The 19,924-nt window shown below is 58.7% G+C and carries 9 protein-coding genes; 1 reads left to right on the top strand and 8 read right to left on the bottom strand.

All coding sequences use genetic code 11. The features are described from left to right. Positions 1 to 112: 112 nt before the first annotated feature. From malT to LPW13_RS12610, 5 genes are all read right to left on the bottom strand, one after another. A complete protein-coding gene (malT, locus tag LPW13_RS12630) occupies positions 113 to 2,860 on the bottom strand; it encodes an HTH-type transcriptional regulator MalT (RefSeq protein ID WP_230435878.1) in 2,748 nt (915 codons plus the stop codon). 143 nt (positions 2,861 to 3,003) lie between these two features. Then, positions 3,004 to 4,752 (bottom strand): glycoside hydrolase family 43 protein, encoded by a 1,749-nt coding sequence (locus LPW13_RS12625; protein WP_230435876.1) that lies wholly within the window; start codon positions 4,750 to 4,752, stop codon positions 3,004 to 3,006. Between the two features lie 29 nt (positions 4,753 to 4,781). Beyond that, on the bottom strand, positions 4,782 to 6,566 hold the full coding sequence (locus LPW13_RS12620; protein WP_230435874.1) for a glycoside hydrolase family 9 protein: 1,785 nt from the start codon (positions 6,564 to 6,566) through the stop codon (positions 4,782 to 4,784). A gap of 61 nt (positions 6,567 to 6,627) precedes the next feature. Next, entirely contained in the window at positions 6,628 to 7,611 is a 984-nt protein-coding gene (locus LPW13_RS12615) for an aldo/keto reductase (RefSeq protein WP_230435872.1), read from the bottom strand. A gap of 32 nt (positions 7,612 to 7,643) precedes the next feature. After that, positions 7,644 to 9,647: a sialate O-acetylesterase gene (locus LPW13_RS12610; protein ID WP_230435871.1), complete on the bottom strand. Its 2,004-nt coding sequence runs from the start codon at positions 9,645 to 9,647 to the stop codon at positions 7,644 to 7,646. A 178-nt stretch (positions 9,648 to 9,825) separates the two neighbouring features. Between LPW13_RS12610 and LPW13_RS12605 the strand changes: the two genes are divergently transcribed. Next, positions 9,826 to 12,570 carry a glycoside hydrolase family 3 C-terminal domain-containing protein gene (locus LPW13_RS12605; RefSeq protein WP_230435869.1) on the top strand — a complete coding sequence of 915 codons (2,745 nt, stop codon included), beginning with the start codon at positions 9,826 to 9,828 and terminating at the stop codon, positions 12,568 to 12,570. Positions 12,571 to 12,676: 106 nt separating this feature from the next. On the opposite strand, the gene LPW13_RS12600 is transcribed toward LPW13_RS12605, so the two are convergent. The 3 genes from LPW13_RS12600 to LPW13_RS12590 form a co-directional block, all read right to left on the bottom strand. Continuing rightward, positions 12,677 to 15,586, bottom strand: coding sequence for a glycosyl hydrolase 115 family protein (locus tag LPW13_RS12600; protein ID WP_230435867.1), 2,910 nt, complete (start codon positions 15,584 to 15,586; stop codon positions 12,677 to 12,679). Positions 15,587 to 15,626: 40 nt separating this feature from the next. Next, on the bottom strand, positions 15,627 to 16,595 hold the full coding sequence (locus LPW13_RS12595) for an IS30 family transposase (protein ID WP_230435866.1): 969 nt from the start codon (positions 16,593 to 16,595) through the stop codon (positions 15,627 to 15,629). Between the two features lie 221 nt (positions 16,596 to 16,816). After that, positions 16,817 to 19,462: an endo-1,4-beta-xylanase gene (locus LPW13_RS12590; protein WP_230435864.1), complete on the bottom strand. Its 2,646-nt coding sequence runs from the start codon at positions 19,460 to 19,462 to the stop codon at positions 16,817 to 16,819. Positions 19,463 to 19,924: the final 462 nt, after the last annotated feature.

Below are 19,924 nucleotides of genomic sequence, written 5' to 3'. Positions count from 1 at the left end.
TGATGGTAGATGCGCTGCGCTTATCTCCCCTACGGTACGATCGTGTTGATTGCATAAGTAAGGTGGATAAGCGCAGCGCATCCACCATGGACCACTAGTGTGGTGTAACGAACTAGGGCTGGTCCTGCACCGACCGCAATAGCTGCTCCGCCAGCGCAATCGCCTGCTGGCGATCTTTCACATCCAGTTTCTGGTACAGACTGCGGATATGCGTCTTGATGGTGCTGGGGGCGACCTTGAAGTGTCTGGCGATACGCTCGTTGGAGAGACCGGAGTGAATGGCGTTCAGGACCTGCCACTCCCGCGGAGTGAGTGGGGAGTGACGCAGGAAGTCCGGCAGGTCGTCGCTGGCGAGGATTTCGCGCACGATGGTCTCATCCAGTTCGATCCGGATGCCACCGCCCAGCTCCGGCTGTTGCTGAGCCAGTTTGATCAGCTCGCGGGCCTTGTCCGCGCGGGCGTCGTCCAGGGCCTGTTCTCCCCCTTTTTCTTCTGCTTTCTCTTTTTCTTCCAGGGCGGCTTTTAATATTACGATCAGGGGTTTGCCGATCTGCAGTGCACTGGCGGTGAGATCGCTTTCCAATAATTGGCCGAGGGCGGTGTGGATATGTTTTAGCGCTTGCTCCCGGCGCTCCCGCAACCAGGCGAGATGGGCGGCCAGTACGCGATTGCGCAATTGATCGGTGAACAGACCGCAGGTTTCGGAAACCGAGAGCAGACGGCTCAGCAGGCGGTTGGCGTCGGACCAGCGATGCAGTTCGATCAGCGCGCGCACATGGTTGCGCCCGTGGCACTGTTCGAAATGGTTGCTGGGGCGGTCCGCCACCGGCACCGCCTGTTCCTGCCAGGTGGCGATGGCCTCGGTATTGCCCAGTGCGCGCCACACGCGCATGCGGGCGGCGTCGGCATTGGCGATCCAGTCGCGATGGTAGCGCTCATCGGTGAGCAGGTGATCCACCCGCTCCAGCCATTCAATGGCCTCGTCTTTGTCCCCGCGGGCCACCGCCACTTTCAGCAGCAGGGTGTATTCCGGCAGCAGCCAGCGCTCGCCGACCTTGCGATTGATCTGCATGCCGCGTCGGGCGGATTCCGCCGCGCCGTCCAGGTCGCAGGCTTCCCACTGCAGTTGTCCCTGCAGGCGGCATACAAATTCAGAAATGGGCAGGCCGGTCAGGTGGTGCTCTTCCACCAGGCGCTGGGCGCGCGCATGTAGCGCAGCGGCTTTTTTCAGCAGCCCGCGGGCAAAGGCGATTTCGCTCTGCTGGCACAGGGTCCAGGCGGCACTGGGAATATCCTTGCGCGCGAGGGTGATTTTTTCCACCGCTTCCATATGGCGGCTGGCCTGATCCAGTTCGCCGAGGCAGAAACTGGTTTCGCCGATCACTAGCTGCGCGGCGATACGTTCGTTGTCCTGTTCCGGTGGCAGCAGGTCGAGGGCTTCCTGGGCATATTCCTTGGCCTTGAGGATCTGTCCCCGGGCCACGGACACCTGTGCGCGCATGGCGGCAAAGGCGCCTTCATAGGATTCCCACTGATCCGGATCTTCCCGCTGCAGCCAGCTTTCACTGGCGGCGAGCAGTTTGTTGCAGCGCGCGTAATCGAAGCTGTCTCGGGCCAGGCGTGCGGCCAGCAGGGTAAAGGGGGCGTAGCGTTTCAGCGCATCTTCGCCGAGCCAGTTGAGGCTGTCGTTCAGCACCCGGAATTGTCCCTCGCGCAGGAACTGCTCGCCCTGATCGGCGATCAGGTTGTGTACCCGCTCGCGGTCTTCGGCGGCCAGTGCGTGGCGCAGGGCCTCCAACGGTTGCCCCAGCTCCAGCCAGGTATCACTGGCAATCTGGTGCAGTTGCTCGCGCTGCTGCCGCTCTGACAGTTGGCGTTGCAGAAAGCGCGCAAATACCGGGTGAAAGCGGAACCACTGGCGGCTGGAATCCAGCGCCTGTAAAAACAGCCCGCGGCTGGCCGCCAGTTCCAGTTGCTGCTGGCCGCCCTCCTGGCCGCTGAGGCGCTCGGCGAGGGTGCCGTTGACGCGAGTGAGGATGGAGGTGCTGGCGAGCAGTTTGCGCAGCGGCGGGTCTAGCCGTTCCAGTACTTCTTCGGCCAAGTAATCGAGAATATGGCCGTGGCCCTGTTCCAGTTCGCCGAGATAGCGGTCCACTTCTTCGCGGTTGCGCACCGAGAGTGCGAACATCTGGATCGCCGGCGGCCAGCCTTCCGACAGCTGGTGCAGCTGGGCAACGCGATCGCTGCCGAGGGTAAAGGGCAGCCGGCGGGCGAGGAGTTGGGTGGTTTCCTCTACCGACAATGCCAGCTCGTCGGTACCGAGTTCCAGCAGGCGGTCCTGCAGGCGCAGGTTGCCGAGCCCCAGGGGCGGTTGGCTGCGGCTGGTGATCACCACGCCGATCCCCGCCGGTGCGTGGCGCAGCAGAAAACGCGCAGCGTCGTGGACTTCGGGGTTGTCGATCTGGTGGTAGTCGTCGAGGACGATGCGCAGTTCGCTGGGAAGGTGGCGCAGCTCCGAGAGCAGCTGGCTGATGATCAGGGCCGGGTCCGGGACCTGCTGTGCCGCGAGCATGCGACAGGTTTCCGGCACGCCGTTACCAGTGGCGCGGTGCACACTTTCCACCAGGTAGCGACAGAACTGCCCGGGTTCGTTATCGCCGCTGTCGATGGAATACCAGGCTACTGGATTGCGCTGTTCCGCCGCCCAGGAGGCCACCAGGGTGGTTTTGCCGTAGCCCGCCGGCGCAGTCACCAGTACCAGTTGGTCGCTCTGGCTTTGCTCCAGCAATCCCAGCAATCGCGGGCGCTGGAGCGTGTGTTCCGGGCAGTCGGGGAGGCTGTACTTGGAGGCTAGGAGCATGGCGTTGACCGATCAGCATGGCTTGGGCCGGGGTTCCCACACTCAAGTAATACCACGCTGGAACCCCGGGAGGCGCAATTGTACAACTTTAGTGTGCCAGCCCCCCGTTCGGTCCGCGTCCTCCCCCGGGGGGGAGGAGTCGCTCAGCCTTCCTTGCTATCGGCCTCCGTGGTTTTCGCGCCTGCTTTCGCGCTAAAGGCGTGCAGCCCGATTACTGCGCCCACAAAGCCGCCGGCATTGCGTGTACTCACAACCCGGCCATCCGCTGCCAGCAGCAGCGGCTGCCAGGGCTTTTCATCTTCGAGGCGGTAGTGGAAGTCGTATTCCGAGCCGCGGGCGGTGACGCGCAGCTGGATATTTGTTAGTTCCCCGGCCTCGGTTGTCAGTGCATTGCGGGCAATGGTTTGTCCCTGTGGATTTCCCCCGCCGTTGCGGCGACTGACAATCAGATCGGAACCGCCGTCTGCATTGCCGGTCACCCCGAAAAAGTAGAAGTGCTCACTGTTCTGGAAAACCGCCATGCCAGCGCGGTCACCCTTCTGTTGAGGGTGATAGCGCATCTGGGTTGTGGCAGTAGCCTGCAGGTGCTGCTGTCGGCGCGCGAGAAAAGCGGGGTTATCTTTCTCGCCCAGAGCGATGGGAGTGGGGTTGAGTTGAAGGCTTCCCGGTGTCCGCGTAAGGCTGTACCAGGGGGAGGGCGATGGATTGCGCAACTGCAGCCAGTGCATGGGTAAATCCGGTGCATCGAACTCATCGCGCAGGGTGAAATTGCCGGTTGTCGGAACCGGGGCCGCGGGTTGGGGTGGCAAGGCGGGGCGCTTGCCGACGGTGGGAATCTGCTGCTCGCCGCGGGTAATCACTGGCCAGCCGTTTTCCCAGCTTACCGGCATCAGAAAGGTCTCACGCCCGGTATTGTAGAAGTCTCCTTCATACGGGCGAGTGCCGAGAAACACCGCCCACCAGTTATCTTCCGCATCCTGTACGAAATCCGCGTGACCCACGGAGGTCACCGGGTTCTGGCGTTCCGGGTCGAGATGACGCTGGGTGAGGATGGGGTTTTTATCCCAGGGCGTAAAAGGCCCGAATGGCGACTCGCCTTTGAGCACGACCTGTGAGTGGTTCACACTGGTGCCACCCTCGGCGGCGATCAGGTACAACTGGCCATTTCGGCGCAGCAAATGAGGGCCCTCGATCCACACTGGCTTTTCTGCCAGGTTCACGCCGCCGTTGACGATCAGTTTGCGCGGGCCAGTAGTCTTCAGATTTTCCGCATCGAACTCCTGCACCCAGATTGCCCGGTGGCCTTCGTACAACGGCTCGCCCTCTGGAGCGTCGTTGTTGAGGATATAGGCCTTGCCGTCGTCGTCAAAAAACAGCGATGGATCAATCCCTCCCACTTCCGGCAACCACACCGGATCCGACCAGGGACCGGCGGGATCCTCTGCGGTGACCACAAAGTTACCACCGCAGTCCACACATGTAGTGATCAGATAAAAGGTGCCACTGTGGTAGCTGATGGCGGGGGCAAAAATACCGCGGGAAATTCCAAGCCCGGAAAAGTCCAATTGTCCAGGCCGGTCAATTACATGGCCAAGTTGGGTCCAGTTCACCAGGTCACGGCTGTGAAAAATGGGGATGCCGGGGAAGTGGGTGAAACTGGAATTGACCAGGTAGTAGTCTTCGTCCACTTGAACGATGCTCGGGTCCGGGTAGTAGCCGGCCAGGACCGGGTTGCGGTATTCGTCCTGGGCGATTGGCTGCTCAAAAATCGTGTCTTCGCCGCGGTATTCGAGCCAGTCGAATAGCGCGGGATGTTCAGTTTCCGCCGATACGCCCGATGAGGTAGTAACTAATACAGCGGCGGCGGTCAGGTTGCGGATGAATTTATTCATGGTGTGAATAACTCTCGTCGTGATGGCTTTCAGTAGCTTTCAATAGCGTTCAGGCCGTTGACCAGGTAGGCCAGTGGCGCATTCCAGTTGATGGCAATTTCGTTGCTGGCATAACTGCATACGTGATCGGTGTAGGACTGATCGGTGATCTTGCTCGGGTACTCACATCCGTCCTGCTGCGACGGATTGGGGCCTCCCACCAGAAATCCGGGCAGGGGCGGTAGATCCGGGCGCGCCGCGGCCAGGCGGTGGTGAGGGTGTTGAGGGGTTTTGTAGCCAAAGCCGGTGACGTAGGAAAACCCGGTGGCATTGCGGCCCAGCAAGTAATCCCGCGTGGCTTCTGCGCTGTGTAGGAACTCGCTATCGTTGGTGATACGGAAAGCTTCCAGAAAAAGAATACCCTGATTCGCGGCTACGGCATTGCTGCCCCATACAAAGAAGTCCGGATTGCTTGCCATGGGCACCCGGTAGGCACTGCGCTCACCGGCACTGCGCAATTCTCGCGCGGCGACCACGAGATTTTTTTCGATCGCGCTGCGCCAGGGGCCGCTGCCCTCCGGCAGCTTGTCTCCGTGAAAGAGGAGGCTGTAATAGCCGAGCCATCGCACATCGCCCCAGTTGGGCAGGCTGTATCCCCGGGTGGAATTGGTGATGGTGGACCAGAATGTCTCTTCTTGTGTCGCGAGGTAGAGCTCCGCCGCCGCCCATAGGCGCTCGTCATCGAGCTGTTCATCGCCATAGGCGCCAGTGGTCACGTCCGGATCGAACTGACGATTGATTTCATCCTGACGATAGTGCACCGCGGGATTGTTTTCCGCCCACCGCCAGGCGGCCAGCGCGGCCTGCAAATAGGTTTTGCTCTCCTGTTCCAGATAGGGCGCGTATACGCGCGAGGCCTGGGCCATCACTGCGGCAAAATCCAGCGCGGCGGCCGTTGTTTTCTGCACCATGTAGCGCGGTTGCGTGGCCTGATGTGCGGCCGTTTCCATGCCTTCAAAACCGGCGGTGGTGAGCTTGTGGTACACGCCGCCGTCGCTCGGGTCTTGCATGGCAACGAGCCACGCCAGGTTGTAGTGCACCTCATCAAGAATATCCGGTAAGGCATTGCCGGATTCGGGAATATTCAGGGGCTGCGCGGAAAAATATTCCGGATAGCGTTCAAAGGCGCTCATCAGCGTGCCCATAGTGATGCCGCTGTTAACCACGTACTTGTTGTAGTCGCCGGCGTCGTACCAGCCCTTGGGCGCGGACACCAGGGTATTGGTTGGCCGTTCTTCAGTTGCGGCAGAGGGATGAATCCGCACCTTGTCATCCGGATGACCGGCGGCGCGGTGCCAGGGCCCCGCGTGAACTTCTTTCAATTCCGTTGACGCGCGCTGGTAGTAAAACGCTTTAACGCTTGCCGCGGCAAGATCCTGGTAAACCTTGTCGTCCACATTGAAAGGCTTCGAGCGGAGAGCGTCTGTGTCTCCAGCTGTGGCAATTTCGAGATAGTACTGACCGGGGGTTTTCAGGCCCGAGAACTCCGCCACCAGCGTGGTTTTCCCACTCAAGGTTTTCTCTTGGCCCGGTTGCAGCTCGCCGCCCAGCACTGCCCTGCCGGACTTTGAAGCGCGCACCACAAATGTTGGTGGGGCTTTGGGCAGGTCTTGTGTAACGAGAACTGCGACCTTTTCCGACTGCGGGGAAAACCCCAGCTGGTTAAAGCGGAAATCCCCGCTGATTTCAGGGTTGGCCTGTGCATACGGGACGCCGCTGAAGGCCGTGGCCAGTATCAGCGCACTACCGGCGGCGAATATTTTGTTCTTTGACACTGCCATGGTCCTCTTTATTTATTTTTACTCTTACCGCGCTCTTCTTGCGCACTCTGCCTTTTCAGATGGCCCCGCGAATATGCGGGCGCACCTGTTGTTGGTAGTACTCTGCCAGTGCTTGGTGGGTAGATTCGGGAAGGGGGGCGAGGTCGGAAACCGACGCGTTGCGGGCAATCTGTTGTGGGCTGGATGCGCCGGCAATAATGGTGGACACCGCCGGATGATCCAGAATCCAGCGTAGTGCCTGTGCTGCCAGATCGTTGTCGACGTTGTCCGGTAGCAGGGCTTTCAGTCCGTCGACGAGCGCCACACCTTTCTCAAACGGAATACCGCCAAAGGTTTCACCCACAGAAAAAGCGGCGCCGTCGCGGTTGTAGTTGCGGTGGTCGCTTTCGGCAAAGCGGCTGTCGCGGGTGAATTTTCCGGAGAGCAGGCCGGAGGCGAGGGGCAGGCGTACGATAACGCCCACGTTTTTTTCCTTTGCCGTCTGCAGCAGTGCCTCCGCCGCGTCCTGACGGAACAGGTTAAAGATGATTTGCAAGGTGGCGAGCCCCGGGTTTTCCAGGCAGGTGAAGGCTTCTTCAATGGTTTCCACACTGGCGCCGTAGTGGCGGATCAGGCCGCTGCGCTGCAGATCTTCCATCCAGGTGAAGATGTCACCCTGCTGCAATATTTCTGGTGGCACACAGTGCAGCTGGGCCAGGTCGATTGTGTCCACACCGAGGCGTTGGGCAGAATCTTGCAGGCTCGCGCGTATGCTGGCAAAGCTGTAGCCGTCCGGATAGAGGTCCTGCCCACGCCCTACCTTGGTAGCCACCAGCAGATTGTCGGGCTTGTGTGGGAAATTACCGATGTGCTGTTCACTCTGGCCACTGCCATACACGTCGGCGGTATCCCAGAAGTTGATGCCTTCTGCGGCAGCTACGTCGAGAATTGCGCTCGCGGTCTCGTCCGCAATGGGCCCAAAATCCCCCCCCAGCTGCCAACAGCCAAGGCCGATCTCACTCACCCGGTACCCTGTTTTTCCCAGTTGACGATAGTTCACTGTGTCACTCCTGCTGCTGTGGTGGGAGACTTCTATTGAGATGCTTTTCCGGTGTCTTTTCGATCGACCTGGAAAGGCGCCGCGGGCAGACCCGCGCGATTGTAAAGGTTGGCCTCTGCCGGATTATCGGCCCAGGCATAGCGTACGGAATGCGGTTGACTCACCTGATCGCTCCAGACCTCGACGCTGTCACCGGAAATTCGGGTGTTGGCCCAGAAATAGCGGCCATCGCTGCCGGCAATGGCAAACTCAAACAGCGGAGAATCTGCTTCGCGATGACGGCAATCCGTATCGCAGGGTTTTGCTATCAGTTCTCCCTGGGCACTTGAAAAACGCAGCACCGCTTTGTCTCCGGTGAACGTCGCCGATGTCAGTTGCGGGCCGGAAGCCGTGATGTCGTCGTGGCGGTAGACCAGCTTTCTCGCCGCCAGTGCCAATCGTTGGCCCACCGTTTTTTTGTCCAGAGGGTGAATGTCATTCCACTCACCTGCATCGATGGTAACCGCCATGGCGGTATTAGGCAGTGCAAGCGCGCTTGTCTGAGCCTCGCGAAATTCCGCCCATCCGCTGTTGCCGGGTTTGTCCTGTGGTTCCAGAAAATTCGGCAGTTGCACAAACAGGAAGGGCAGCTCCTTGTTGCCGGTATTTTGCTTCCAGCCTTCGCGCCAATCGCGGATCAGTGCCGGTAACAACCGTCTGTACTCGTCCGCACGCCCGACATTGGACTCGCCCTGGTACCAGAGCGCACCGCGGACAGAATATTTCTGCAGCGGGTGGAGCATGGCGTTGTACAGGCCGGCGGGCTTCCAGCGTACAAAGGTCTGGCTTCCCACGGGCTCCATGGTTGTACCCAGCTTGTAGTGCCATTCGCCGCGCAGATCAATACGCTCTCCGGCCACCGTGAGTGCGTAGGGTTTGTCTTCGACGAAGCCGCCGCGACCACCACCATTGATCACGCGGATGGCAATGGTGTTTTTGCCGGCTTTCAATAGTCCCTCCGGCACGCTGTAGCGCCGGCGAGGGTAGAGATAGGTGGTATTGCCCACCTTTTCTCCGTTGATCCAGGTTTCGTCCGCATCAACGATGCGGCCGAGCTCCAGCAGAGCGGATTTTTCGGCCAGTGTTTCAGGCAGGGTGATGGTTTTGCGGAACCAGACAACGCCGTTGGTTTTACCCAGCGCCGTGTCCGCCCAGTAGCCGGGCACGGCCATGGTGGACCAGTCGCCGACATCCAGGTTTTCCACATGCCAGCGTTTGTAGCCCCTGTCGTTGTGATCGGCTTCCCGGTGCCAGGCGTCGCTGTGTTTGCGGTCCGAGCTCTCAATTTGTTCGATCAGGTCATCGTTCTTGAAACGTTGCAGCTCTTTGAGGTGTTCCGGGAATTTTTTCAGGGTTTCCTCGCTTACCCAGGCTTCCGCCGGTGAACCGCCGAGGCTGCTGTTGATGATGCCGATAGGCACGTTTTCAGCGCGCTCGATGTCCGCGGCAAAGAAGTAGGCTACGGCAGAAAAGTCCTGAATATTTTCCTGGGTGGCCGGCAGCCACTGTCCTGCCTCCAGATCTGTGCGTGGGGTATTGAAATCGTAGGTCTGGGGTACCCGAAACTGGCGAATGCGCGGGTTGTTGACCGCGGAAATTTCATCGGCGAAGCGGTGGACCACCCGGTTGATGGGATATTCCATATTCGACTGGCCCGAGGCCAGCCACACATCGCCGACGAGAATATCTTTCAGCTCGATACGGTTTTCCCCGGCGATGGTCATTGAGTGAGGGCCGCCGGCAGGCAGCGATTTGAGGGTCACCGACCAGTTACCGCCGTCGTCGGTCTCCACTGTGTATAGCTGGTCCTGGAATTCAACCCGGACTTCTTCGCCGGCATCTGCTCGGCCCCAGATATTTACCGGTGCACCCCGCTGCAGCACCATGCCATCGCTGACGAGCCGGGGCAGTTGTACGTCCGCATTGGCATGAAAAGCCAGGGAAAAACTGGTGAGTCCTAGTGTCAGGGACACCAGGGGGGTAAGAATGGCTTTCATTGGTGCTCCTCATCGCTGGCAATGTGCAGCAGCTTATTGTTATCGGAATTTTCTTGTCAGGTCTGGCCGATGGCATTGTCACCACATTAGCAGGTAACGCTACCATTTAATGTAAACGTTTACAATAAACGGAGGCCGGTCTACCCTTGCCGGTGCCATAGCCAAGGGAAGAATAACAATGAACAAAATACAGAACAGAAGGCTCCTCACAAGTCGAGGCCTGCTGCTGACCGCCTGCGCGCTCACTGCCTGCGCCTTCACTGCCTGTACCGGAGACACTGAAAAAAGTGCACATGCCGTGGGTGTGAATAAAAGCACAGCAACGGTCGATGCCTCCGCTACCTTCGATGCATTGCCATTTCGTGATACCTCACTGCCCATCGAACAGCGGCTTGACGATCTTGTCGGACGCATGACGCTGTCGGAAAAAATCAGCCAGCTATACAACGATGCGCCGGCGATAGAGCGCCTCGGCGTAGCGAAGTACGACTGGTGGAATGAGGCTCTACACGGCGTGGCCCGTGCGGGCAAGGCCACGGTCTTTCCGCAGGCCATCGGTCTGGCGGCGACCTTTGACGATCAATTGTTGGGCGAAGTAGCCACGGTGATTTCCGACGAGGCGCGGGCCAAGCACCATTACTTTGCCGACAATGGTATGGCGTTCCGCTATACCGGGCTGACATTCTGGTCGCCCAATATCAATATCTTCCGCGACCCGCGCTGGGGCCGGGGGCAGGAGACCTACGGTGAAGATCCGTATCTCACCGGGCAGCTGGCGGTGTCATTTATCAACGGGCTTCAGGGGGATGATCCCCGCTACCTGAAAACCGCGGCAATGGCCAAGCATTTCGCGGTACACAGCGGCCCGGAAAAATCCCGTCACTCCGATGATTATACGGCGAGTAAAAAAGACCTGGCCGAGACCTATTTCCCCGCCTTCAAGACCGCAGTGATGGAAGCCGATGTAGAAGCGGTCATGTGTGCCTACAACCGGGTCAATGGTGAGCCGGCCTGCGGCAGCGATATGCTGCTGAAAGAAACCCTGCGAGAGGATTGGGGCTTTGAAGGGCATGTGGTGTCAGACTGCGGTGCGATCGCGGACTTTTACGAGCCCGATGCCCACAACCTGGTCAGGGCTCCGGCGGAGGCCGCGGCCTGGGCCCTGAAAGCCGGGACCGACGTGAACTGCGGCACCGGCCGGCTCAGCACTTTCGCCAATCTGGGGTTCGCACTGCAGCGCAATATGATTGATGAAAGTGAGATTGATACCGCGGTCAAGCGCCTGTTTGCCACGCGCTTCAAACTCGGCATGTTCGACCCGGCCGATTCCGTGCCCTACACGCAGATTCCCATGTCGGTGGTGGGGTCTGAAGAACACTTGGCGCTAGCGGAAAAAGTCGCGGAAAAATCCATGGTGCTGTTGAAAAACGACGGCGTGCTTCCCCTGGTGGAGGGCACCAAAGTTGCGGTTATTGGCCCAAACGCGACCAATTTTTCTGTACTGGTGGGGAACTACCATGGTTCTCCGATCAATGCGGTGACGCCGCTTGCGGGGATCCGCTCGCGCGCCGGGGCTGGCAACGTAGTCCACGCGCCGGGCTCTGCACTGATTGCCGATCAATACGGGCACTATGAAATCGTCAGCGCCCAAAACCTGTTTCACCGCAATGGAGATGGCGAACTGCAGGCGGGCCTGGAAGCGGAGTATTTCCCCGTTGATCTCACCCGGGGGGAGAAAGCGCGCGATTTCCGCTATATACCGGCAACGACATTGGCTGAGTCTCCGGCGTTTACCCGTATCGATCCCACGGTGGATTTTTACTGGACCCGCTCGCCCATCGACGACACGGTAAACGGGGATTTCGGTGTTGTGTGGAAAGGTGTACTGGTTCCACAGGCGTCGGGAACCTACCTGTTCAAAACCGGTGCTGAGCTGTTACTTGATGGCCAGCCTGTTGACGGCGCAGTGTCTCTCGTCGCCGGAGAGGAATATGCCCTGACGTTGTCGGACGTGTTTCTGCGCACGGTATCGGGTAGCCCGTTGGAGCCGGAAGTCCAGTTGACATGGGTCAATACTTCCCGAGACTACGCGGCCGAGGCCCTTGAGGTGGCGCGTGGGGCCGAGGTCATCTTGTTTACCGGCGGCATCTCCGCAGAGCTCGAAGGCGAGGAAATGTCGGTGGAACTGGAGGGGTTTGATGGCGGGGATCGTACCGACATCAAGCTGCCCTCCGTCCAGCAAGACCTGCTGCGGAAACTGAAAGCGTTGGGCAAGCCGATCGTAATGGTCAATTTCAGTGGCAGCGCCATGGCGCTCAACTGGGAAGATGAAAACCTCAACGCGATCGTACAGGCGTTTTATCCCGGCGAAGCTACCGGTACCGCGCTGGCGCGCCTGCTGTGGGGCGATGTGAATCCGTCCGGTCGTCTGCCGGTAACCTTCTACCGCAGTGTTGAGGACCTGCCGGACTTCAAGGGCTACTCGTTTGCCAATCGCACCTATCGATACTTTACCGGCGATGTGCTCTATCCATTTGGCCACGGCCTGAGTTACACGCAGTTCGCCTACAGTAATTTGAACGTTCCCGAAACCATTGCGCCGGGGGAGGAGCTCGCGATTGATGTGACCCTGACCAACAGCGGTGAGCGTGCCGGTGGAGAAATCAGCCAGGTTTACCTGAGCCTGCCGGATGCACCGGTTGATGTTCCGATTCGTGAACTCAAGGCATTCAGACACACGCAACTGGCGTCTGGAGAGTCGACAAAACTGCAGTTTGTCATTGAAAGTGAGGATCTCGCCTACGTGGACAATGCGGGTGTTTTCCAGCCTTACCGGGGCCGCGTAAATCTCACGGTCGGATCGGGGCAGGGGCCCTATCTGAAAGCACCACAGTTTGCTGAAGCAACCGTGGTCATTCCGTAGAGTTTTCGAGAGCAGAATAAAAAGCCCACCGCTACACCGGTGGGCTTTTTGTTTGCGGTGTCGCCGCAGAAAATCTGCAGAGATAATGAGTGCGGCATGGCCTCGGTTATGGTGAGGCCGTAACAAGGTGGCTCTCGGGCGGCCCGAGGTAGGAGGGCTTCAGGCCACCGGTATCAATCAGGATCTTCTGTAGGGTAACGCCGGGGTCCATGGCGTAGATGCGCAGTCTGTGCTGCCCGGGATTCTCGACCTTGTGTACGGATTCGGATTTCCGCACGCCGTCTTTCACCGCGGTTGCCCATGCGCCTTGCGACAGGTCGGCCAGGATATCCACTACCTGCGGTTTCTCATCGTCCAGCGCAATGGCGTAGCGCATTCCGCGCCCGGGCCGAAAGTTCAGGCTGGGGGCGAACAGGCCCTGTATGCGGATTTCGCCGGCAGTGAACAGCGTCAGATCGTACTCCACGAAGGGGGCCTGGTGCGGATCTTCAAACACCCGGTCACTGGCGGGAAAGACCGAGATGGATGAGTGAGTGCGACCGTGCAGGGGGATTTCCTCCCAGGCTGCACCGCCCGTATCCCGCTTGCGGCTGAAATTGGCCGCCTCAATCGCGATGTAGCCGCCCGCTTCCACGAAGCCTTCAATATTTTGAGTGGCATCCGTATCCGGCTTGAAGCTATTTACCCGCACGCGCGCGCTGCCCCAACCGGTGCCCTTGATATCGATAATTTCCTGGTGCCTGCCCGCGGGGGCGTTTTCCCAGTCGATGGATACGGACAGCGGCAGTGTATGCTGCAGTACAGTACCCTCGGTTTTACTGAGGTGAATCCAGGGTGCGCTTGTGGTCGCGGAAAAATCGAATGGTTTTGTCCCGCGGTTGAACAACTCGATGGTGTGGCTGGCTTCGCCGTAGGGGCTGAACTCTGGAAGAACCAGATTGCCGCTGGCCGGCCAGAATTGCCCACTGCCCTCCACCGCGACACCCATATCCGCTTCACCGTGGGGCTGATAAGAGGCGAGGGCGGGCATGGTATTGGCGGGTGGGTTGTTCCAGTGGGTATAACCGATATGCGGCTGGGACATCATGTGATTCCACTTGCCGTCGTTGATACGGTGGAACTGCTCGCTCAGACTGGCATCCAGCGCGAACAGGTCTTCGGCTTTGTTCGCGAACTCGTTGGTGTCGGTCCGGCCCTGGCTGGCGTAAAGGTGATTGCGGGCGGTGGCCATATATAGTTGAGAAACCACCGCGCTGGCCTTGACTGGGTAGAGCACCAGTTGAAAAAATGCATCGCGGTATTGCAGAGGCATTTCCCGGTAAATTTCTTCCGCCCGAGCCACCAACTCCGCCAGTTCCGAATCAATTCGGCTGGCTTCCTGGTAGTGGTGTTGGCTGTAAGTACCTGGCTCCAGCAGCTCTGGCTTGCGCCGGCCATTGTGACGGCTGTATCCCTGGACAAGCTCGGCAATCTCTTGCGCACGTTCAGGACCAAACTCCCGTGCCGCCCACCGTTCGCCGAATTCCGCTAATCGTTCCTTCGGCCAGGTCTCCGGATTCCATGCCATGCGCAAAAAGAATTCCGTGGGAAACTCCTGCGGCTTCAGGTCGCCCACATTCACCAGCCATATCCGGTCGGCGCCATAGGCATAGGCCAGATTCATCTGCTCCCACACTTTGGCAATAGGGGTGACATTGATCCAGCGGTAGGAGCGCGGCCCGCCAACATAGTCGAAGTGGTAATAGACCCCGGCGCCGCCACTGCGCTGCCGTTCTTCCGGCGTCGGCAGTCTGCGGATATTGCCCCAGTTGTCGTCTGCCCATAGCAGCGTCACATCCTCCGGCACCCGCATACCGCTTTCGTAATAGCCCTGCACCTCCTTGTACAGCGCCCACACCTGTGGCACCTCGGTGAGCGGCCGTTCGTCAAACACCTCGCCGAGAATTTCCCGCTGGTCCTTCACGATTTTTTCCAGCAGGCCGATATTCTGCTCCTCGCTCATGGGCGTATCTGCCTGTCCGCGCATGCCGAGGGTATAGATGCTGTCGTAAGGCTTGTTGCGCTCCGCCCCTTCCTTCCAGAAGTCGTAGAGTCCATCCGCATTCACGGCGTAGTCCCATGCGCCTTTGCCGCGCCCTGAACCGAAGTTCTTTCCGTACCGATTCCACTCCTTGTCCGCCCGCATCATCGGCTCGTGGTGGGAGGTTCCCATCACAATGCCGTACTCGTGCGCGCGCACCATATTCAGCGGGTCGTCATCGTTGAAGGCGTTGTTCCACATCGCCGGCCACAGATAATTCGCCTTTAGGCGCATCATCAACTCAAACACTTTCTCGTAGAACTGGTGGTTGTAATCCCCATACTTCTCCTTGACCCAGTTCGTCAGTGCCGGCGCTTCATCGTTGAGAAATATTCCCCGGTATTTCACCCGCGGCCAATCCACCACGCGCGTATCTGCGCCAATGTAAATCCGATCAGCTTTGCGCACCGGCACATCTGCCCACCAGTACCAGGGCGAAACACCAATCTGTTCGCTGATCTCATAAATCCCGTAAGCCACTCCGCGCCGATCGTGCCCTGCGATCACCAGCGCCCGATCCAATCCGGCTAGTGGACTATCCACCACCTGAATCAGATAGCCTTCCCATTTGTCCCTGATCGCACTCACATCAATCCGCTGCTCGCTGATCAGGCGATCGATCAGTGGGCTTTTGCCGATTTCACCGGCAATTACGGCATGGGTATCGAGGTTCTTGATCGTATGGACCAGCGAGGGCCTGGTACCTGTGACTCGCTCGACATCTTCCTGCAGATTGTGCAATGCCAATCGAATTGCCGCATCTGCGTTACTGTCCACAAACAGTGGCGCGGAAGCCTTGCGGTCGACAAGTCGAAAATCTTCCGGAGAAGGGGATTTGGAAACAAAGGAGGGGCTACCCAACGCGAGGGTATGGGAAGAAAAAAACAGACAGGCGAGGACAGTAACTGCCCAATATAAAAAAACGTTCTTGAGCATATTCAATAAAACTTGGTTTCAAGTAATAACTGCAATTTCTTCACGCAGCGAGCAAATCGTCTCGCTGCCCCATAAATAATTCATTTGGTGACTTGCCGCCTCGACTTTCTCTCGGCCTGCTGTTCAACCGATTCATAACAAAGTGAACCTGATCGTCCGTCACCTTGTTGAAGTCCGTTCCTTTTGGAAAATACTGCCGAATAAGACCGTTGGTGTTTTCATTGATCCCCCGCTCCCAAGAGGCGTAGGGGTGCGCGAAATAAATATCCGCGCCCAGCCCTCTGGCTATAACCTCATGTCCGGAGAACTCAAGCCCGTTGTCGAAGGTTATCGTTTTAATCTTGTCCTTCAGGTGAGCCATGTGAGCAACAGCTGCATCGGCCAGCAAGTCTGCTCGTTTACCCGTCAGTCGCACAATGACTGTAAACAATGTCTTGCGCTCAACCATCGTCAGCAATGCTCCGCTGCGTCCCTTGCCAATGACAGTATCACCTTCCCAGTCTCCAATCCGACTCATCTGATCAACAACAACTGGACGTTCTTCTATACTCACCCTGTTTTTGATCTTTCCCCGCCGGTCGTAGCTGCCATAGCGTTTACGATATGGCTTGGACGCTATCCGCAGATGTGTATACAAATCCCCACCGCTGGCTTGATCTGCATAAATTATCTGGTAAATCGTTTCATGGTGTAGCGAAACACCTGTGTGCCTCTCCAAGTAGATCGCAGTCTGCTGCGGGCTTAAATCTTGCATGGTTAGCAGCTCAATCTGACGCTGCACCTCGTCGGTCACTTTCCGCGCCTTATGGGCCTCTCGTCGCCGGACATCTGATAGCTTATGGGCTTGACCAGGGCGATACCCTCGCAGCCCCGTATTTCTCCGCAGTTCTCGACTGATCGTCGATGGATGCCTTTCCAGCAGCTCCGCTATTTCTGCTTGTGAGTGTCCGGCTTTTCTCAGGCTGTAAATCTGGTATCGTTCGTTCTCGGTCAGCTGGTAGTAGCTCATCAGTGCTTTTCTCTTGGTCGGGAGAGGCGCCGACTCTACCAGCTGGCCTCTCTCTTACCAATTGCACTTATTATCCGAAACCGCGAAATATTCTAAAGCCAAAAAAGGCTACAAGGTCAAAAGTATAAAGCGAAGGCGGGCCGCCGGGTGCGGGTTCACAGTGGTCCTGAATACCCGCACCCGGCGGCCTGCCGCCACCGGACTAAACTACAAAGCCCAAATCACTGCGGAGTAACCGAAAACTCATCAACATAGAAAGTTTCCACTTCCAGAGGCGTACCCTCAAAGTACAACCGCAGCTCATTCACGGTACAGCCCGCCGGCACCTCAAAGCTGCCGGTCAGCGCGTGCCACTCATTCGCCGCCAGACTGATCTGATTGTCGTCATCGTCCGTTCCGGCAACGGCCGGATAGGCGTCTTTCTCTCCCTCACAGGCCAACTTTTGGGTCAACTGAACCGGCGCCGCATTGGGCCCGGAATGCCGCACAGACAGCGCAACATCATACGCAGCACCCGCTTCCACTGCCGCCGTCAGGTCATAGGAAGGATTGGAATTCTCTGCGCGGGTGGAAACCTTCAGGCTCTGGCTGCCCGCCTGCGCCTGCTCATTACTGAGCGCAAGCGTGGTGCCACTGGCGTACCAGGCACTCCACGCCGCCGCGGGAACCACACCCTCAAAGCCACCGTCCTTGATCAGGTTATCGGTTTCCTCTTCCTCGCCGCTGTTCGGCGGAATCACCTGCACACTGTCGAGGTAAACATCGGTCCCCCCGGGCGTATTATCAAAATACATCAACGCCTCATTCACCTGACAGTCTGCGGGGATTTCCAGCGTACCCGCGAATTCGGTCCAGGTCTGCGTGGGTACCGCGTCGTTGTCGGCGATCCAGAGATACTGGTCCCCCTGGCCCTCACACGCGAGCTTGGTCACCATTGTGATCTGTACCGGAGCGGCACCGGTGTGGAGGGCCCAGGCAATCATCGGGTAACTGGTACCCGGTTCCACCAGTTCGGTCAGGTCGTAGGTCGCGTAGGCGCCGCTGCTGAAATCGGAGGCCAGCAGGCTGCGGTTGCCGGTTTTTGCGTATTCCGCGGAGGTGCTCAGGGCGCCGCCACCCCAGCCTGCGCCCCAGCCCTCCGCGCTCTGTTCGAAGTCGCCGTTGCTGATCAGGTTCGCCACCGGCTTGGCGCCTGCGACGCCAAAACGCAGCCAGTCGATGTTGCCAACACCAGAAACGTCATTGAAGCGCACAAACACATCGTGACTGCCGGACAGCGGCGTCCACTCCACCGTACTGGTCTGGAAATCGTTCCAGCCATTGGTGGGAGGCAGCGGCACCTGCAGGGTGTCGGTGTTTTCCAGACTGTCGAGGCGGATAGAGATGCCGCCAGTGTTGCCCGGGCCTTTGGCGTAGTTGACACTGAAGCTGTCCCAGGTGTCCTTGAACGCCACATCTTTGAACACAATCCAGTCGCCCACATCGGCGTGCACCACAGCGTCGTCGCCGGCCTGCACGCCATGGCCCTCGTCGTAGAGTTCCGCCTCCAGCGTGATCAGGTCGTCGCTGCCGCTCCAGCCGGCGGGAGTGTATTCCGGCACCAGATGATCGCACTCCGCCTCCTCGGCGAGGTAGCAGTTCAACCACTGCAGGCCCGCGCGCTCGCTGCCGTCGCTCGCCAGCAGCCAGGCTTCACTGCGCCACGTATGGCCCTGGCGGTAGCCCCAGTGGGTGACACCGGCCACTGCCGGGTGCTCCCAGAATACCGTGAACAGCTCGCGCAGCTTGTTGGCATGGCGGGCGTCGTCGGCAAAATTGATGTCCAGTTCGGAGATGTAAATCGGCAGGCCGGTGGTGGCGAGGCGGTCGAGGTTGTCTTTGATATCCGCTGCCAGGGACTGCTCGAGAAAATGCGCCTGCACGCCGATGCCGTCGATCAGCTCGCGCTCCTGCAGCAACTCGATCAGGGCGAGATAATCTTCAGTGGCGGCCTCGAGGCTCAGAATGTTGTAGTCGTTCAGGATCAGCGTGGATTCCGGGAAGGCCTCGCGGGCCAATTCGAATGCCGTGATCAGCCAGTCCCAGCCAGTGTTGCCCTCACCGCCCAGGGCTTCTTTATAGGTGGGCGGTGCGTTCAGCGGTTCATTGACCACATCAATCATTTCAAGGTTCGGATAGCGGGTTTTTACCGCGGCCACCCACTCTTTGATTTCCTCAAGCTGCTCTTCCGCACTCAGGTCGGTGAGCCACGCCGGCTGTTGCTGGCCCCAGAATAGGGTGTGGTACTTGAAGCCGAGATCGTTGTTGTTGGCGAAGGTGTGAGCGGCATCGAGATCGGTCCAGTCCATGACGTCGCGAGTGGACTCCACCGCGCCCCACTTGCCCGCATTGCTGGGTGTGATCTGATCGAACCAGGTGGTGAGCTGGGTATAGTCGTCCGCGTGTTCGGTGGCGACACCGAAGAATTTATCCAGCACCGGTAGCACGGTGACGGTGACTGCATCCGCCGGGCTGCTGGCCCCGCCATCGTCGTTGACACGCAGCTCAAAGGTGAGTCTGACGGATTCCTCCGTGGCCGGCGCGGTAAAGCTGGCTTTGCCGCTATCGTCTGTTGTCAGAGTGACAGCAGCGCCTGCGGCCTGGCTCCAGTTGTAGCTGGTGATACTGCCGTCCACATCGCTGCCGACGCCCACCAGGGTGACGTTGCTGCCAGCGACTACCACCTGATCGGGGCCGGCCTCCGCGACCGGAGCAGCATTGTTGTCGGTGCCGGGCGTTGCGTCCGGACCTTTGATTTTTCTGTCGGTACAGCCTGCGGCCGCAATGGCCAGCGAAAGCGCCGCGATTGGAAACAGAGAGGTTTTCATGGTTGTTACCCTTGCCGTTGGTCCGGTTGTCCGGACTTTTTTGTTGTAAATACGGTATACGGAGCAGGGGGGCCTGCCGGGGGGCTTTTGACGCGGAACGGTTACACGGGGAGGGGTGCTATCGCTCGGGTCATCGCTATTTCAATTTTATTTTTGTGTGCGTCCATGCGCGGTCCGCGTCTATCTCCGGGGGCGGACCGTGCAGGCTGTCGGACAGCTCTGCGGCGACCTTGTGTATCGGGAGGTGCCTTTTGTTAACGCTACCATTTGGGTTTGACGTTTACAATATGTGACGTGAAAATCTCCTATCTACTGGGTAACTGCAGGATTTTGACGGTTATGAAAGTCCTTGACAGCGGACTGCCGACTGAATAATCCTATAAATTGTTAGCGGTAACAAAGCTAGGAAAAAAGATAGTGCCGGGTGTTTCCGTCCGGCCATAAAAACACATAAATAACAAG

The sequence above is a fragment of the Microbulbifer celer genome, assembly GCF_020991125.1.
Classification (GTDB): Bacteria; Pseudomonadota; Gammaproteobacteria; order Pseudomonadales; family Cellvibrionaceae; genus Microbulbifer; species Microbulbifer celer.
The sequence above is the reverse complement of the archived record's forward strand: the minus strand, read 5'-3'. Positions and strand labels throughout refer to the sequence as shown.

What these genes read in the sequence shown, in the direction of transcription:
- LPW13_RS12605 (WP_230435869.1), top strand. Translation starts at nt 9,826, where the DNA reads ATGAACAAAATACAGAACAGAAGGCTCCTCACAAGTCGAGGCCTGCTG.
- LPW13_RS12625 (WP_230435876.1), bottom strand. Translation starts at nt 4,752, where the DNA reads ATGAATAAATTCATCCGCAACCTGACCGCCGCCGCTGTATTAGTTACT.
- LPW13_RS12610 (WP_230435871.1), bottom strand. Translation starts at nt 9,647, where the DNA reads ATGAAAGCCATTCTTACCCCCCTGGTGTCCCTGACACTAGGACTCACC.
- malT (WP_230435878.1), bottom strand. Translation starts at nt 2,860, where the DNA reads ATGCTCCTAGCCTCCAAGTACAGCCTCCCCGACTGCCCGGAACACACG.
- LPW13_RS12590 (WP_230435864.1), bottom strand. Translation starts at nt 19,462, where the DNA reads ATGAAAACCTCTCTGTTTCCAATCGCGGCGCTTTCGCTGGCCATTGCG.
- LPW13_RS12600 (WP_230435867.1), bottom strand. Translation starts at nt 15,586, where the DNA reads ATGCTCAAGAACGTTTTTTTATATTGGGCAGTTACTGTCCTCGCCTGT.
- LPW13_RS12595 (WP_230435866.1), bottom strand. Translation starts at nt 16,595, where the DNA reads ATGAGCTACTACCAGCTGACCGAGAACGAACGATACCAGATTTACAGC.